The organism is Pseudomonas sp. SA195 (assembly GCF_054131565.1).
This window is the reverse complement of record NZ_CP096392.1, coordinates 1,277,797-1,293,010: the sequence shown is the minus strand read 5'-3', so window position 1 is coordinate 1,293,010 and position 15,214 is coordinate 1,277,797. Positions and strand designations below refer to the sequence as shown.

Sequence of the window (15,214 nt, the reverse complement as noted above, 5' to 3'; positions counted from 1 at the left end):
GATTACTGTCCGAGCTTGAAACGGGCTGTTTCGCCACGTGTTTTGCCAGAGAGATCGACCGCTTCGCCGTTGAACCGGACCTCAACGCCAGAGGCGAAGCCCAGATGAACATCGAGCGGCACCTTGCCCGTGACGGTGCGGCTAGTGCCGGCTCGCGCCAGCGCGCTGTAGAGTACGTTGCCATCGGCATCGGTGACCTGGGTCCAGCAATCGGCGTTATAGACCAGGCTCAACTGGCCCTCCCCTTGTGCCACTTCGGTTTGTGCCGACTGTGCTGTTTCGGCTGCTGGGGCTTCCGTCTCGGCCGGCGTGACTGGGACCGGCTCAAGCGCAATAGCTGCTTCGGTCGGAGCGGCCGGGTCAGCAGTTGCAGACTGCTCTACCGGTGCAGCAGCGTTAGGTTGGCCCAGCGTCTGTTCGATCGTGACCTGCGATTCAGTCGCCGGCGCTGGTGCCTCAGTCGGTTCAGGCAGTGAGTGCTCTGGGTCAGCAGCGTCGGCGGCTGGCTCTTCGGGCTCCTCAGCACGATCGAGCAGGTGGATTTCGGTGGTGCCATCGGCGGCTTCCACCTCGATCCGCTCGAGCGCGGAAACCGATCGACCGGATTCATTTCGAGCCGTACGGTCCTGCCACCAAAGAAACGCTCCCACTGCGATGACAATGGTCAGCAAGAACGTGAAGAACCGCACCATGCTGCGGGACAGCCTCACCGGCTGGTCGATGTAGCCCAAGCTGTTGACGCGGCTACCGGTTGCATCGGTACCAGTGTGGTGGTCGAACTGCTGGACCAATCGAGCTTGATCCAACCCCAGCAGCTTGGCATAGGCCCTAACGTAGCCACGGGCAAAAGTGTGGCCCGGCATCTGGCTGAAGTCGCCAGCCTCGATCTGAGTTAGTGAGCGCTCTGACAGATTAAGCTGCTGGGCCACCGAAGAAAGCGACCAATTCTTGCTTTCACGCGCGGCACGCAGGGTTTCGCCGGGGTTGGCAAGCGCCGAGGAAGCGGCTTCGGATTGTGGCGCTGTCATCGTTGCTCCGATAGAAACTGTTGGTATTCGGCAGTCCCAGGGTAGAGCCGCTTGAGTTGCAGCGCGAGGCTAGCGGCCTGGCCGCGGTCCTGGTGAATAGTAGCCAGACGAATGCCTAGCAGCAGGCTGCGCGCGTTCTGCTCGGACAGACGACTGAAGCTGTCGTAGTAACGCTTGGCCGGGACGTACTGCTTGTCCTCGTAAGCCAGTTGGGCAAGTTCGAGCAGTGCGCGCGGTTGCCGGCTGTCGAGGCGCAAGGCCCGGGTGAAATAGGTTTCTGCCTGCTCGCGTTGCCCAAGCTGCAACGCGGTCATGCCCATGTTTTGAAAAACCCTAGAGCGCTCAGAATAGAGGTTGTCTTCAGCTGCCTTGGAAAAACGCTCAAGCGCCTCCTGGTAACGTTTCTGCTCGAACAGGAAGCTTCCGTAATTGTTCAAGATGCGCGCGTCGTTGCGGCTGGAAAGCGCTTTGCGGTAATGCTCGTCGGCGAGTTTGTTTTCCATTTCGGTCTGGAACACTAGCGCCAACGCAGCATGGGCATCCGCGCTATTCGGATCCAGCTCCAGGGCTTTGCGTAACGGTCGTTTAGCACGCGACGTATCGCCTTGTTGCAGGTAACCGATACCGAGCTGGATATAGGCATCGCGCGCCTCGGTGCGCCCCTCGCTGGTGCGCAGCGGATCAATGGAACCAGAAGACACGCAACCAGCTAACAAACCAACAAACAACAGCAGCGCGACGCGCAAAAACATTAGCATCCCCTCAGGAGCGGTTCGAAACGACGGTCGCCGTACCTGGCTCGGAATGCAGTTCACGCACGGCGATGTAGCGCTCGCTTCGGCGTGTACGATCCATCACCTGACCGACCAGCTGGCCGCACGCGGCGTCGATATCCTCGCCACGCGTGGTACGCACGGTCACATTGTGCCCGGCTTTGTGCAGCATGTCCTGAAAACGGCGGATGGCATTGTTGCTGGGCCGCTCATATCCAGAATGAGGGAAGGGATTGAACGGGATCAGATTGATTTTGCACGGAATGCTGGCGAGCAACGCGATCAGTTCATCAGCGTGCTCAGGCTGATCATTGACGCCTTTGAGCAACGTGTATTCGATCGTGAGCACGCGTTTTTCACCCAGGTTCGAAATGTAGCGCTGACAGGCTGCCAGCAGCATCTCGAGTGGATATTTCTTATTGATCGGCACCAACTGGTCACGCAACGCGTTATTAGGCGCATGCAGCGATAGCGCCAGGGATACGTCGATTACCTTGCTGAGCTCCTCGATCATCGGAACGACGCCGGAGGTCGACAAGGTCACCTTACGTTTGGATATACCGTAGCCGAGGTCGTCCATCATGATGTGCATGGCAGCGACCACGTTATCGAAGTTCAATAGCGGCTCGCCCATCCCCATCATCACCACGTTGGTGATAGCCCGGTCGATCTTGGCCGGAATGGTGCCGAATGACTTGTTCGCAATCCACACCTGACCAATCACTTCGGCTGCAGTGAGATTGCTATTGAAACCTTGTTTGCCGGTCGAGCAGAAGCTGCAATCCAGCGCACATCCCGCCTGGGAGGAGACGCACAGCGTCCCGCGGCCACCCTGAGGGATATAAACCGTCTCTACGCAACTGCCCGACGCCACGCGCACCACCCACTTGCGTGTGCCATCGGCGGAAATGTCTTCGCTGACGATCTCCGGACCCCGAATCTCGGCAGCGGCTTTGAGCTTTTCGCGCAAAACCTTGCCAATGTTGGTCATGGCATCGAAATCATCGACGCCGAAGTGGTGAATCCACTTCATGACCTGACCGGCACGAAAGCGCTTCTCCCCTATCGAATCGAAGAAGCCTTCCATCTGCGACTGGGTCAGCCCCAGCAGGTTTACCTTACCGGTCGATACATTCATCTGGATTCACCTTCGCCTGATCAGCGAATGCGTGCGCACACTTCGGTGGCCGCGAAGAAGTAAGCGATTTCGCGCGCTGCGGACGCCTCGGAGTCGGAGCCGTGCACGGCGTTCTCGTCGATGGAGACGGCGAAATCGGCACGAATGGTACCCGGAGCGGCTTCCTTCGGATTGGTGGCACCCATCAACTCACGGTTCTTGAGGACGGCGTTCTCGCCTTCCAATACCTGCACGATGACCGGGCCGGAAGTCATGAACGCAACCAGATCCTTGAAGAAGCCGCGCTCGCTGTGCTCAGCGTAGAAGCCGGCCGCTTCGCGCTCGGACAGCTGGACCATCTTGGAAGCGACGACGCGCAGGCCGGCCTTCTCGAAACGGGTGGTGATTTCGCCGATCACGTTCTTGGCGACAGCGTCAGGCTTGATGATGGAGAAGGTGCGTTGCAGGGCCATGTAGGACTCCAAACTGAGGGTTAAAGCTAACGAGTAAACCCACGGATTATACGCGGGTTCGGATTAAGAATATAAGGCCGTGGCCAGACTGCAGCGAGCAGCTGCTAACGCAACGGCGGCACGACGAGGATCACTGGACTTCGTCGATCCAGGCTGCCTGTATCGCCTCCAGCACCTTCTCACCGCCACGCTGCGGATCATCGGAAAATTGCGGCAGCGCTACAACCCAACGGTGCAACTCGACGAAATTCACGTATCGCGGATCGATATCCGGTTTGCTGTCAGCCAGCTCGATTGCAATATCGAGCACATCTGCCCATTTGAGTGCCATCTTCAGTGACCTTCAGAAACCTGATTGATGGTGTACTTGGGAATCTCCACAACGAGATCGCTCTCAGCGACAACCGCCTGGCAGGATAGACGCGAGTGCGGCTCCAACCCCCACGCCTTGTCGAGCATGTCGTCTTCGAGCTCGTCGGATGCCTCGAGCGACCCGAACCCTTCGCGAATCACGACGTGGCATGTCGTACAGGCGCAAGACTTCTCGCAGGCATGCTCGATGTCGATACCGTTGCGAAGCGCGGCGTCGAGCACCGTCTCACCTGGCTGTGCGTCCACAACTGCACCGTCCGGGCAATGGTCGACGTGGGGCAGAAAAACAATCTGCGGCATTGGGTCAATCCTCGATATCGTTGAGCCGCCGCCCGGCTAGCGCAGCCTTGACGGTGGAATCCAGCCGGCGCGCGGCAAAAGCATCTGTAATCTGGCTCAGCCGCTTGATCTCCCGCTCGATCGCAGCACCATCCGGGCTATCCATCAAGCTGCGAAGCGTATCCACCTGTGCCAGGATCGCGATGCGCTCCTCTTCGCTAAGCAGGCGATCGCCATCTGTCTCGACGGCGCTTTCGACGGCCTCGATCAGACGCTGCGCGTCGACCAACTGTTCGCGAAGCGCACGAGCGACCTTGTCCTCGCCGGCCTTGTGGAACGAGTCCTCAAGCATGCGAGCGATCTCGCCATCGGTCAGCCCATAAGACGGCTTGACCTGAATGCTCGATTCGACGCCTGAGGCCGTCTCGCGGGCAGAAACACTGAGCAATCCATCGGCATCGACCTGAAAGGTGACGCGAATCTTGGCGGCGCCAGCCACCATCGGTGGGATACCACGCAACTCGAAGCGTGCCAGGGAACGGCAATCCGTGATCAATTCACGCTCACCCTGCAGCACATGAATCATCATGGCCGTCTGGCCATCTTTATAGGTGGTGAAGTCCTGCGCGCGCGCCACGGGAATCGTGGTGTTGCGCGGGATGATCTTCTCCATCAACCCGCCCATGGTCTCGAGACCGAGGGACAGCGGAATCACATCCAGCAGCAAGAGCTCTTCGCCATCCCGGTTGTTGCCGGCCAGCGTTTCAGCCTGAATCGCCGCACCGATCGCGACGACTTGGTCAGGATCGATATCGGTCAGTGGCTCGCGTCCAAACATTTCGCCGACCAATTCGCGAACACGCGGAACGCGCGTGGACCCGCCAACCATCACCACCGCGCCTACTTCCCCGAGCTCGACGGACGAATCGCGCAATGCCCGTCGGCAGGCCTTGAGGCTGCGCATGATCATGGGATCGACCAGCTCATTGAACGTGGCGCGCGTCAGCTCACCCGACCAATCGCCATAGCGGACGGCCACTGAGTCCAGCTCACTGAGTTTTTCTTTAGCGTCGCAGGCAATACGCAGCACTTCACGTTGTGCGCCCGGGTCGAGGTCTTCGGACGTGCCCGCCTTAGCCAAGATCCATCCCGCCACGGCGTGATCGAAGTCGTCCCCGCCAAGCGCCGTATCGCCACCTGTAGCGAGCACTTCGAATACGCCTTTGGACAACCGCAATATCGAGATGTCGAACGTTCCGCCACCCAGGTCATAGATGGCCACGACGCCTTCGGCCTGACGATCCAATCCATAGGCGACTGCCGCGGCAGTGGGCTCGTTCAACAAGCGCAGGACGTTCAGATTTGCCAAACGCGCAGCATCCTTGGTCGCCTGCCGCTGTGCATCATCGAAGTAGGCAGGCACCGTGATCACAGCGCCAACCAGCTCACCCCCGAGCACGGCCTCGGCGCGCTCACGCAGTGCACGAAGGATTTCGGCGGATATTTCGACGGGGCTCTTGGCGCCCTGTACCGTTTCGATGAATGGCATCTGCGACTGCCCTTCGACGAAGCGATACGGCAGCTGTACACCCAGCTGCTTGACGTCGCCGATGCCACGCCCCATGAGGCGTTTGACCGAGACAACCGTGTTCAACGGGTCGGACGCCGAAGCCTCCCTGGCTACCTTGCCCACCTCGACGCGGTCAGTGTGGTAGCGCACCGCGGAGGGCAGGATCACGTCGCCTTGGGCGTCAGCCAGCGGAGCAGTGATGCCACTACGCAAGGCGGCCACCAGCGAGTTAGTCGTACCCAGGTCGATACCCACCGCAAGCCGCCGCTGATGGGGCTTCGGGCTTTGTCCGGGCTCAGCTATTTGAAGTAAGGCCATGTCTGTCTTATTTCGGGCGCAGCGCCAGTGGCTGCGCTGGGTTATTCGTCGAGGCGCTCTTCGAGCTGACGCACTTCCTGAGACAATTTGTCGAGAAACTGCATCCGCCGCACCAGGCGTTCGGCTTCGTCACGCTGAGCCTCGTCTTCCCAAATGATGGAAAACGAGTCATTGATGGACTGCTGCGCGGCTTTCAGGCGGGCCTTGAAAGCCATCACACCGGACTGATCCCCATCGTCGTGGAGTGACTCGAGTTCCTCGCGCCACTGCATCTGCTGCATCAGAAACGCGGGATCCTGCACTGTCGCCTCAAGCGGCATCTCCCGCCCTCGCAGGGTCAGCAAGTAACGTGCGCGACGCGAGGGGCTCTTGAGAGTCTGGTAGGCCTCATTGAGATTGGCCGATTGCTCGACCGCACGACGCTGCTCAGCCTCGCCAGCATCGGCGAAACGATCCGGATGGACCTTGCGAGCCATCTCGCGGTAGCGCACCGACAGCTGTTCCAGATCGAGATCGAATGCTGGCTGCAGATCGAACAACGCGTAATGACAGGGACTTCCCACGGCGACCTCAGATGTTGAAGCTTTCGCCGCAACCGCACTCGCCACGCACGTTGGGGTTGTTGAACTTGAAGCCTTCGTTCAGCCCTTCACGCACGAAATCGAGTTCGGTCCCGTCGAGGTAGACCAGGCTTTTCGGATCGATGATCACCTTGACGCCATGGTTTTCGAAAACCGCATCCTCGGCAGCTGCCTCGTCAACGAATTCGAGCACATAAGCCAGGCCGGAGCAGCCGGTAGTCCGCACACCCAAGCGAATACCAAGCCCCTTGCCGCGCCCTTCCAGCGAGCGCCTGACGTGGTTCGCAGCCGCCGCGGTCATACTGATTGCCATCGGTACCTCCTTAGGCCTGCGGCAGCCCTTTCTTCGTACGGTAGTCGCGCACGGCCGCCTTGATCGCATCTTCGGCCAGTACTGAACAGTGAATTTTCACTGGCGGCAATGCGAGCTCTTCAGCGAGCTGGGTGTTCTTAATCGTCTCGGCTTCTTCTAGCGTCTTGCCCTTCATCCATTCGGTGGCCAGGGAACTCGACGCGATCGCGGAGCCGCAACCATAGGTCTTGAACTTCGCATCCTCAATGATGCCCTGCTCGTTGACCTTGATCTGCAAGCGCATAACGTCGCCGCAGGCCGGAGCGCCGACCATGCCAGTACCGATGGAAGGGTCCTCGGCATCGAACTTGCCGACGTTACGCGGGTTCTCGTAGTGGTCGATGACCTTGTCACTGTATGCCATGGTGCAATCCTCGTTGAATCAGGCTAAGCGGGAGTTCGACGGTTCAGTGGGCAGTCCACTCGACCTTTGAAATATCGACGCCGTCTTTGAACATGTCCCACAAGGGCGAAAGCTCTCGCAACTTGGTGACCGCCTCGCTGACTTTCTGCGCGGCGTAGTCAACCTCTTCCTCCGTCGTGAAGCGGCCGAACGTAAAGCGGATCGAGCTGTGCGCGAGCTCGTCGTTGCGACCCAGCGCACGCAGCACGTACGAGGGTTCGAGCGATGCGGAAGTACAGGCAGAGCCGGAGGACACGGCGAGATCCTTCAGCGCCATGATCAGCGACTCACCCTCGACGTAGTTGAAGCTCAGGTTCAGGTTGTGCGGTACGCGCGCCGTCATGCTGCCGTTGACATACAGCTCTTCGAGATGCTCGACCTGCTTGAAGAAGCGGTCCCGTAAGGCGCGGATGCGCTCGCGCTCAGACGCCATTTCTTCCTTGGCGATCCGGAAAGCCTCACCCATGCCAACCGACTGATGCGCCGCGAGCGTGCCGGAGCGCATGCCCCGCTCGTGTCCACCACCATGCATCTGGGCTTCAAGCCGGACGCGCGGCTTGCGGCGTACGTAAAGCGCACCGACACCCTTCGGGCCGTAGGTTTTGTGTGCTGAGAAAGACATCAGATCGACCTTCATCTGGTCGAGGTCGATTTCCACTTTGCCAGTCGACTGGGCTGCGTCGACATGAAACAGCACGCCACGGGAGCGTGTCAGCTCGCCGATGGCGGCAATATCGTTAACCGTCCCGATCTCGTTGTTCACATGCATGATGGATACGAGCACGGTGTCGTCGCGTAGTGCCGCTTCGACCATGCCCGGCGTGATGATGCCGTCCTCACCCGGATCGAGATAGGTCACTTCGAACCCTTCGCGCTCGAGTTGACGGGTGGTATCCAGCACGGCCTTGTGTTCAATCTTGCTCGTAATGATGTGCTTGCCTTTAGAGGCGTAGAAGTGAGCGACGCCTTTGATCGCTAGGTTGTCCGACTCGGTCGCACCGGAGGTCCAGACGATTTCGCGCGGATCGGCATTAACCAGCTCGGCGACCTGGCGACGGGCATTTTCGACCGCCTCTTCCGCTTTCCAGCCAAAGGCATGGGAGCGCGAAGCCGGATTCCCAAAGTTGCCCTCGGCGGTGAGGCATTCGACCATCTTCTCGGCCACACGTGGATCGACCGGCGTAGTAGCGGAGTAATCCAGGTAAATCGGCAATTTCATCAGGTATCTCCTATCAGGCAGTCGTCCTGCTCATTCGACGGCGGACGCTTCGATCTTATCCAGTTGCGGAGCTTGCCCCTTGGCGCGACGCATGTCCTGGCGCAATGCAACTTCCTGCACTTCGCGACGCATCACCAAATCCGCCAGACTGATACCACTTAGGAACTCATGTATCTGCTGGCTGAGATCACACCATAGGTGGTGGGTAAGACAGGTATCACCTGAATGACAGTCACCCAAGCCTTGGCAACGGGTGGCGTCGACCGATTCGTTGACCGCATCGATAACCTGCGCTACCTGAATGCCCGCCATTTCACGCGAAAGCTGATAGCCTCCGCCTGGACCTCGGACGCTCGTGACCAGGCTGCCGCGCCGCAATTTCGCGAACAGCTGCTCAAGGTAGGAAAGCGAGATGCCCTGCCGTTCGGAAATATCCGCAAGCGATACAGGACCATGTTGCGCATGCAGCGCAAGATCAAGCATCGCGGTAACGGCGTAACGGCCTTTGGTTGTCAATCGCATCGGTTCGCACCAAGCATCATGGTTTGGCGCAAGTATGCAATACCCGAGTATTTAGATCAACTATAAGTCCGATTGATTTACTCGGACATTCCGCCGTAACAGCCCTCCTGTTATCAGGACCGTCACCGTAAACCGGCCGGCATGATACCAGCAGCGGAGCGAGGCGGCACGTCAAGACCGGGCCTGCTCCACATGGTCTTTGACCTGCTCGAAGTCCTCGTCACGCAGCTCCGGCATCTTCTTGGCGCAGTAATCGCTACCCAACGCCTTGAGGGCCTCACACATGCCATCCATGCGCTCCTCTACAGCTTGAACGTGATCAAGCAGCTTTCCGATGGCGCGCGCGACCGGATCGGGCATGTCTTCGGTCACACCGTAGGCATCGAAGCCGATCTTCTCTGCCATCGCCTTGCGCTTTGCTTCCTGCTCATCGCTCGGTTTGGCAATGACGCGTCCAGGGATGCCGACAGCGGTCGCACCAGCCGGAACCTCACGTGTAACCACGGCATTCGAGCCGACCTTCGCGCCAGCGCCGACGGTGAACGGACCAAGGATCTTCGCGCCCGCCCCAACGATGACACCGTCTTCGAGGGTTGGGTGACGCTTGCCCTTGTTCCAACTCGTACCGCCCAGGGTTACCCCGTGATAGAGCGTGACGTCATCGCCGATCTGCGCGGTTTCGCCGATTACGATGCCCATCCCATGATCGATGAAGAAGCGTCGACCGATCTGCGCGCCGGGATGAATCTCGATACCGGTCAGCCAGCGCGCCAGATTCGAATTCATGCGCGCCAGCCACTTGCAGTCGTTGACCCATAACCAATGCGAAACCCGATGAAACCAGACTGCATGCAAGCCGGGATAACAGGTGACCACCTCGAAAGCGTTACGCGCCGCCGGATCGCGATGGAACACGCTCTGGATGTCTTCACGCATGCGCTCGAACATCAATCTGATCTCCGTTTATGGGGTTCACCGCGAACGGCCTTCTGGGTTTCGGTCAGAATGCCTCGCAGGATATTCATCTCCAGCTTGCTGATGCCGCTACGCCCATAAAGACGACGCAGGCGCGGCATCAGGTGGCGGGGGCGGCTGGGATCGAGGAATCCAATATCCACGAGCGTTTGCTGAAGATGGGTGTAGTAGTGTTCGAGCTCGTCAGCAGTGACGGGTTGGGCATTGAGCATCGAAGTGGTTTCTAGCTTTGCCTGTTTGGTTGGCTGCCCACTCGTCGCGAGCCAGGCCATCCGCACCTCATAGGTGAGCACCTGGACGGCAGCCGCCAGGTTCAGCGAGCTGAAGTCCGGATTCGACGGGATATGCACATGGTAATGGCAACGCTGCAGTTCTTCGTTTGTAAGCCCCGCATACTCGCGGCCAAATACGAGCGCTACCTCCGCGCCCTCGGCTACCTGCTCCATGCATACCGAGCCAGACTCGCGAGGATCGAGCAGCGGCCAAGGGATCCGCCGATCACGGGCACTAGTGCCCATTGCAACACTGCAGCCAATCAATGCCTCTTCGAGCGTTGGTACTACAACAGCCGCGTCGAGGATATCTGTCGCACCCGATGCACGCGCATTGGCTTCGCCGCTAGGGAAGTCTTCCGGGTCCACCAAGTACAACCGCGACAAACCCATGTTCTTCATGGCCCGCGCGGCACCTCCGATGTTGCCGGGATGGCTGGTGTTGACCAACACCACACGAATATTCTCAAGCGACACAGCATTATCGTCCGCAAAACAAACCGGAAGCTTACCGTAAGCGCCTCCGACTCCGCCATTGAGCGACCGGAGCGCGCACCCACTCCCCCCGGCGTCGCTTTCTGCTAGAATCGCCGGCTTTCTTTAAACGACCAGGTATTTGATCGATGCAGCCCATGCTGAATATCGCGCTGCGTGCCGCCCGTAGCGCCGGCGAGATGATTGTCCGTTCCACCGAGCGCCTGGACGTGATCTCGGTCAGCGAAAAGGATGCACGGGACTACGTTTCAGAGGTCGACAGGACCGCCGAGCAAATCATCGTTACCGCTCTGCGCAAGGCATACCCCAATCACGGCATTCTCGGCGAGGAAGGCGGACTGCTTGAAGGCAGCGGCGACGGCACGGATTACCTCTGGGTTATCGACCCGCTCGACGGCACCACCAATTTCCTTCGCGGCGTGCCGCATTACGCGGTGAGCATCGCCTGCAAATACCGGGGCCGCCTGGAGCATGCGATCGTCGTCGACCCGGTCCGCCAGGAAGAATTCACCGCAAGCCGCGGCCGAGGCGCTGCCCTCAACGGGCGCCGTTTGCGAGTCAGCGCACGCAAGAGCCTAGAAGGCGCACTGCTGGGTACCGGCTTCCCGTTCCGCGACGCGCAACTCGACAATCTCGACAACTATCTCAACATGTTTCGTAGCCTGGTCGGCCAGACTGCCGGCCTGCGTCGCGCAGGCGCAGCCAGCCTGGACCTGGCCTACGTAGCCGCGGGCCGCTACGACGCGTTCTGGGAATTCGGGCTTTCCGAATGGGACATGGCGGCCGGTGCGCTACTGATTCAAGAAGCCGGCGGACTCGTGAGCGATTTCAGCGGCAGTCACGAATTTCTTGAGAAGGGCCAGATAGTGGCTGGCAACACCAAGTGCTTCAAGGCCGTGCTGACAGCTATCCAACCGCATCTATCGCCAAGCTTGAAGCGCTGAAGCGCGCCTACGCAACGAGGCATCACCATAAAAAAACGCCCTTACGGGCGTTTTTTCATTTCTGCGCCTGGTTCAGGACGAGCTCGCCGTCACGCAGGGGAATCTGCGCTCCGGGATCCTGGTCCATCCGCACGCGTCCAACCTTGCCATCGATATCGTACTTGACGTCATAGCCGACGATTTTGTCGTGCGAATCGGTTACGGTCGAGCAACGCGTTTCGACAGTCGTATAGGTGTCCCGGCTCTGCATGCTTTCCTGGACCTTGTTGCCGGCATAGCCGCCGCCGACGGCGCCAGCGACCGTTGCGATTTTCTTGCCGTTCCCGCCCCCAACCTGGCTGCCCAGCAAACCGCCAACAACCGCCCCAACCGCGGTGCCGGCTATCCGGTTACTGTCCTGAACCGGGCGCTGCCGAGTCACACTGACGTCCTTGCACACCTCACGCGGCGTCTTGATGGTTTCCTTGATCTGATCAGCGGACAGGACACTCGCAAACGCTGGACCACGATCCATCAGCGAATAAGTTGCAAACGCACCACCCGCAGTGGCCACCACAGCGCCAACGACTGCACCCATCAATAACGACTTATTCACTCGAACTTCCTCTTTTCGGCGGTACCTGGCCCGACTGCGCGAGTCTGACAACCCAGCCACGAGGAAGTTCGAAGCAGTCGATCAGGGACGTTCATCCACCTCTTCGACCACAGGCGGAATAAGGTCATCTCGGGTCAAGTTCAGCCACGTCAGCAACATGCCCGCTACATAGACCGACGAATAGGTGCCTGCACCGACGCCGATTAACAAAGCCAACGAGAAGCCCCACAGGTTTTCGCCACCGAACACCATCAGAGCGCCCACGGCCAGCAACGTCGAAACCGAGGTTGCGAGCGTGCGCAGAAGCGTCTGGGTTGTAGAGATGTTGATGTTTTCGATCAGCTCGGCCTTGCGCAGCACCCGAAAATTCTCTCGAATCCGGTCGAAGATCACGATGGTGTCGTTCAGGGAATAACCGATGACCGCCAGTACGGCCGCCAACACGGTCAGGTCGAACGAAATCTGAAACAGCGAAAACACACCCAGCACAAGAATGACGTCGTGGAACAGCGACAGGACCGCGCCGAGCGCGAACTTCCACTGGAAGCGGAACGCGACATACACCAGAATCCCACCGAGGGCGAGCAGCATTCCCAGACCACCCTGGTCGCGCAATTCTTCTCCTACTGCCGGCCCGACGAATTCGACCCGCTTGACAGTAATGTCACCCGCCGATGCATCGCCCCGAAGCGCTTCGGCGATCTGTTCGCCCAACAGCGGATCATCGCCAGGCATTCGCACCAGCACATCAGTGGTCGCACCAAAGCTCTGCACTACCGCACTGCCGAACCCGGAACGCCCCAATTGGCCGCGAACCTGATCCAGCGATACCGGCTGTTCGTAGGAGAGCTCGATCAACGTGCCGCCAGTAAAGTCGAGGCCGAAATTCAAACCCTTGATGGCGAGGCTGCCAAGCGAGGCCAAGGTCAGCAGGACGGTCATGGCGAACGCCACGTAGCGCACGCCCATGAAATTGATTACGCGTTTCATCGTGCTAGCCCCTTAAATCCACAACTTCTTGAGATCGCGGCCACCATAGATCAAGTTGACCATGGCGCGAGTCACGATGATGGCAGTGAACATGGACGTCAGGATGCCCAGCGACAGTGTCACCGCGAAGCCTTTGATCGGCCCAGTGCCCATGGCGAACAGGATTCCGCCAACCAGTAAGGTGGTCAGGTTTCCGTCCACGATGGCGGAAAAGGCGCGGTCGAAGCCTTCATGAATGGCGCGCTGGATCGACATGCCGTTGGCAATTTCCTCGCGGATACGGGAAAAGATCAGCACGTTCGCATCCACAGCCATACCCATGGTCAACACGATGCCAGCGATACCCGGCAGGGTAAGTGTCGCCCCGAGCAGCGACATAAGGGCCGTCAGCACCACCATGTTGAAGAGCAACGCTACGGTCGCCAATACGCCGAAGAACTTGTAGATCACTACCATGAACAGAGCGACGAAGAGGAAGCCCCACATCGCCGCCTGGACACCCAATTTGATGTTCTCTGCGCCCAGGCTCGGACCGATGGTGCGCTCTTCGGCGAAGTACATGGGAGCGGCGAGGCCACCGGCACGCAGCAGCAGCGCCAGCTCCGACGATTCACCTTGGCCGTCGAGCCCCGTGATACGGAACTGACTTCCCAGTGCAGACTGGATGGTCGCCAGGCTGATGATCTTCTTCTCTTCCTGGAACGTCTCGACGGGCACTTCCTGCTCGACCCCATCGACGGTCTGCTTAACGTACCGCGTAACAGGGCGCTGCTCGATGAAAATCACCGCCATGCTGCGCCCGACGTTGGTTCGAGTGGCGCGATTCATCAGGTCGCCACCATGCCCGTCAAGACGGATGTTTACCTGAGGACGCCCATTCTCGTCATAGCTGGCCTGCGCATCGGTCACCTGATCGCCCGTAATGATCAGGTTTCGCTCCAGCTGAACGGGCGGCCGACCCTCCTCGCGGAACTCGAACGTCTCAGTGCTCGCGCGCGAGGCATCGGCTTCTGCAGCGAGCCGGAACTCCAGGTTGGCGGTCTTGCCAAGGATCCGCTTGGCCTCGGCCGTGTCCTGCACACCAGGCAACTCGACGACGATCCGGTTCGCACCCTGCCGCTGCACCAGCGGCTCGGAAACGCCTAGTTCGTTGACGCGATTGCGTACCGTCGTCAGGTTCTGCTTGATCGAATATTCCCGGATCTCGGCCAGCTTGGCCTCGGTCAGGGTCAAGGCCAGCACCTGCTGACCGCTACGCTCGGTCGTGGTCAGCGTGAAGTCGTTGAAGTTTTGCCGGATCAACGACTGCGCACGCTCCAACGTGTCGGATTCAGCAAAGCCAAGCTGAATAGCGTTACCTGCCTGCGGCAGGCTGCGATAGCGGACGCGCTCCTTGCGCAACAGGCTCTTGACCTCGCCTTCATGCACGTTGAGACGGGTCTCGACGGCCTTATCCATGTCGACTTCGAGCAGAAAGTGCACGCCGCCGGAAAGATCAAGTCCGAGCTTCATTGGGCTGGCAGAGAGATCGCGAAGCCATTCAGGCGTGGTAGGCGCGAGGTTCAGCGCCACGACATAAGCGTCACCTAAAGCACGACGCACCACATCCTTGGCTGGCAGCTGGTCGTCTTGATCAACCAATCGCAACAGCCCGCCTCGGCCGTCTTCGCTCAAGCTCGCCGCCTTGACTTCGATTCCGGCGTCGACAAGCGCCGAGCGAGCGCGCTCGAGATCGGCTTCGGTTACGTTCAACGAGGTTGCCGCGCCGGTAATTTGCACCGCCGGATCGTCCGGGTACAAGTTCGGCGCCGAATAGATCAGGGCGATGCCAAGCACCACCACGATCAGCAGGTATTTCCAGAGAGGGAATCTATTGAGCATGACGCAGCCCGTCTAATGACGCGGGGCGCCTTGCGCGCCCCGTCGTTTGATGTTG

At 59.5% G+C, this 15,214-nt stretch carries 18 protein-coding genes; 1 reads left to right on the top strand and 17 read right to left on the bottom strand.

The annotated features are described in order from the left end of the window. Positions 1-2: 2 nt before the first annotated feature. The 14 genes from M1D78_RS05950 to trmJ form a co-directional block, all read right to left on the bottom strand. Positions 3-1,028: a RodZ domain-containing protein gene (locus tag M1D78_RS05950; protein WP_437420121.1), complete on the bottom strand. Its 1,026-nt coding sequence runs from the start codon at positions 1,026-1,028 to the stop codon at positions 3-5. Further along, complete coding sequence (pilW, locus tag M1D78_RS05945; protein WP_437420122.1) at positions 1,025-1,780, bottom strand: type IV pilus biogenesis/stability protein PilW; 756 nt, start codon at positions 1,778-1,780, stop codon at positions 1,025-1,027. The genes M1D78_RS05950 and pilW overlap by 4 nt, the downstream gene beginning before the upstream one ends. A gap of 10 nt (positions 1,781-1,790) precedes the next feature. Then, positions 1,791-2,939, bottom strand: coding sequence for a 23S rRNA (adenine(2503)-C(2))-methyltransferase RlmN (gene rlmN, locus M1D78_RS05940; protein WP_437420123.1), 1,149 nt, complete (start codon positions 2,937-2,939; stop codon positions 1,791-1,793). A 20-nt stretch (positions 2,940-2,959) separates the two neighbouring features. Continuing rightward, positions 2,960-3,391, bottom strand: coding sequence for a nucleoside-diphosphate kinase (ndk, locus tag M1D78_RS05935; protein WP_437420124.1), 432 nt, complete (start codon positions 3,389-3,391; stop codon positions 2,960-2,962). A gap of 130 nt (positions 3,392-3,521) precedes the next feature. After that, positions 3,522-3,722, bottom strand: coding sequence for a Fe-S cluster assembly protein IscX (iscX, locus tag M1D78_RS05930; RefSeq protein ID WP_437420125.1), 201 nt, complete (start codon positions 3,720-3,722; stop codon positions 3,522-3,524). Between the two features lie 2 nt (positions 3,723-3,724). After that, the gene (fdx, locus tag M1D78_RS05925; RefSeq protein WP_437420126.1) at positions 3,725-4,063 is read right to left on the bottom strand and encodes an ISC system 2Fe-2S type ferredoxin; all 339 of its coding nucleotides are present in this window, start codon (positions 4,061-4,063) and stop codon (positions 3,725-3,727) included. 4 nt (positions 4,064-4,067) lie between these two features. After that, positions 4,068-5,930, bottom strand: coding sequence for a Fe-S protein assembly chaperone HscA (hscA, locus tag M1D78_RS05920; RefSeq protein WP_437420127.1), 1,863 nt, complete (start codon positions 5,928-5,930; stop codon positions 4,068-4,070). Positions 5,931-5,971: 41 nt separating this feature from the next. Continuing rightward, entirely contained in the window at positions 5,972-6,493 is a 522-nt protein-coding gene (hscB, locus tag M1D78_RS05915; protein ID WP_437420128.1) for a co-chaperone HscB, read from the bottom strand. A 7-nt stretch (positions 6,494-6,500) separates the two neighbouring features. After that, positions 6,501-6,824: an iron-sulfur cluster assembly protein IscA gene (gene iscA, locus M1D78_RS05910; RefSeq protein ID WP_437420129.1), complete on the bottom strand. Its 324-nt coding sequence runs from the start codon at positions 6,822-6,824 to the stop codon at positions 6,501-6,503. A gap of 10 nt (positions 6,825-6,834) precedes the next feature. Continuing rightward, on the bottom strand, positions 6,835-7,227 hold the full coding sequence (gene iscU / locus M1D78_RS05905) for a Fe-S cluster assembly scaffold IscU (protein ID WP_437420130.1): 393 nt from the start codon (positions 7,225-7,227) through the stop codon (positions 6,835-6,837). A 43-nt stretch (positions 7,228-7,270) separates the two neighbouring features. Next, complete coding sequence (locus M1D78_RS05900; RefSeq protein WP_437420131.1) at positions 7,271-8,485, bottom strand: IscS subfamily cysteine desulfurase; 1,215 nt, start codon at positions 8,483-8,485, stop codon at positions 7,271-7,273. Positions 8,486-8,515: 30 nt separating this feature from the next. Beyond that, entirely contained in the window at positions 8,516-9,007 is a 492-nt protein-coding gene (iscR, locus tag M1D78_RS05895; RefSeq protein WP_437420132.1) for a Fe-S cluster assembly transcriptional regulator IscR, read from the bottom strand. Between the two features lie 171 nt (positions 9,008-9,178). Beyond that, complete coding sequence (gene cysE, locus M1D78_RS05890) at positions 9,179-9,955, bottom strand: serine O-acetyltransferase (RefSeq protein WP_437420133.1); 777 nt, start codon at positions 9,953-9,955, stop codon at positions 9,179-9,181. Beyond that, positions 9,955-10,731, bottom strand: a complete 777-nt coding sequence (gene trmJ, locus M1D78_RS05885; RefSeq protein ID WP_437420134.1) for a tRNA (cytosine(32)/uridine(32)-2'-O)-methyltransferase TrmJ — start codon at positions 10,729-10,731, stop codon at positions 9,955-9,957. The genes cysE and trmJ overlap by 1 nt, the downstream gene beginning before the upstream one ends. A 146-nt stretch (positions 10,732-10,877) precedes the next feature. On the opposite strand from trmJ, the gene suhB reads away from it, so the two are divergent. Continuing rightward, complete coding sequence (gene suhB / locus M1D78_RS05880) at positions 10,878-11,693, top strand: type III secretion system regulator SuhB (protein ID WP_437420135.1); 816 nt, start codon at positions 10,878-10,880, stop codon at positions 11,691-11,693. A gap of 55 nt (positions 11,694-11,748) precedes the next feature. Here the strand turns inward: suhB and M1D78_RS05875 are convergent, their stop codons facing one another. The 3 genes from M1D78_RS05875 to secD form a co-directional block, all read right to left on the bottom strand. Beyond that, positions 11,749-12,288 carry a glycine zipper 2TM domain-containing protein gene (locus M1D78_RS05875; protein WP_437420136.1) on the bottom strand — a complete coding sequence of 180 codons (540 nt, stop codon included), beginning with the start codon at positions 12,286-12,288 and terminating at the stop codon, positions 11,749-11,751. A gap of 81 nt (positions 12,289-12,369) precedes the next feature. After that, entirely contained in the window at positions 12,370-13,278 is a 909-nt protein-coding gene (gene secF, locus M1D78_RS05870) for a protein translocase subunit SecF (protein WP_437420137.1), read from the bottom strand. A 12-nt stretch (positions 13,279-13,290) separates the two neighbouring features. Further along, positions 13,291-15,159: a protein translocase subunit SecD gene (gene secD / locus M1D78_RS05865; RefSeq protein WP_437420138.1), complete on the bottom strand. Its 1,869-nt coding sequence runs from the start codon at positions 15,157-15,159 to the stop codon at positions 13,291-13,293. Positions 15,160-15,214: the final 55 nt, after the last annotated feature.

Bases quoted from the DNA above. Each gene is read 5' to 3' on its own strand.
- M1D78_RS05950 (WP_437420121.1), bottom strand. From the start codon at position 1,028: ATGACAGCGCCACAATCCGAAGCCGCTTCCTCGGCGCTTGCCAACCCC.
- pilW (WP_437420122.1), bottom strand. From the start codon at position 1,780: ATGTTTTTGCGCGTCGCGCTGCTGTTGTTTGTTGGTTTGTTAGCTGGT.
- rlmN (WP_437420123.1), bottom strand. From the start codon at position 2,939: ATGAATGTATCGACCGGTAAGGTAAACCTGCTGGGGCTGACCCAGTCG.
- ndk (WP_437420124.1), bottom strand. From the start codon at position 3,391: ATGGCCCTGCAACGCACCTTCTCCATCATCAAGCCTGACGCTGTCGCC.
- iscX (WP_437420125.1), bottom strand. From the start codon at position 3,722: ATGGCACTCAAATGGGCAGATGTGCTCGATATTGCAATCGAGCTGGCT.
- fdx (WP_437420126.1), bottom strand. From the start codon at position 4,063: ATGCCGCAGATTGTTTTTCTGCCCCACGTCGACCATTGCCCGGACGGT.
- hscA (WP_437420127.1), bottom strand. From the start codon at position 5,930: ATGGCCTTACTTCAAATAGCTGAGCCCGGACAAAGCCCGAAGCCCCAT.
- iscA (WP_437420129.1), bottom strand. From the start codon at position 6,824: ATGGCAATCAGTATGACCGCGGCGGCTGCGAACCACGTCAGGCGCTCG.
- iscU (WP_437420130.1), bottom strand. From the start codon at position 7,227: ATGGCATACAGTGACAAGGTCATCGACCACTACGAGAACCCGCGTAAC.
- M1D78_RS05900 (WP_437420131.1), bottom strand. From the start codon at position 8,485: ATGAAATTGCCGATTTACCTGGATTACTCCGCTACTACGCCGGTCGAT.
- iscR (WP_437420132.1), bottom strand. From the start codon at position 9,007: ATGCGATTGACAACCAAAGGCCGTTACGCCGTTACCGCGATGCTTGAT.
- cysE (WP_437420133.1), bottom strand. From the start codon at position 9,955: ATGTTCGAGCGCATGCGTGAAGACATCCAGAGCGTGTTCCATCGCGAT.
- suhB (WP_437420135.1), top strand. From the start codon at position 10,878: ATGCAGCCCATGCTGAATATCGCGCTGCGTGCCGCCCGTAGCGCCGGC.
- secF (WP_437420137.1), bottom strand. From the start codon at position 13,278: ATGAAACGCGTAATCAATTTCATGGGCGTGCGCTACGTGGCGTTCGCC.
- secD (WP_437420138.1), bottom strand. From the start codon at position 15,159: ATGCTCAATAGATTCCCTCTCTGGAAATACCTGCTGATCGTGGTGGTG.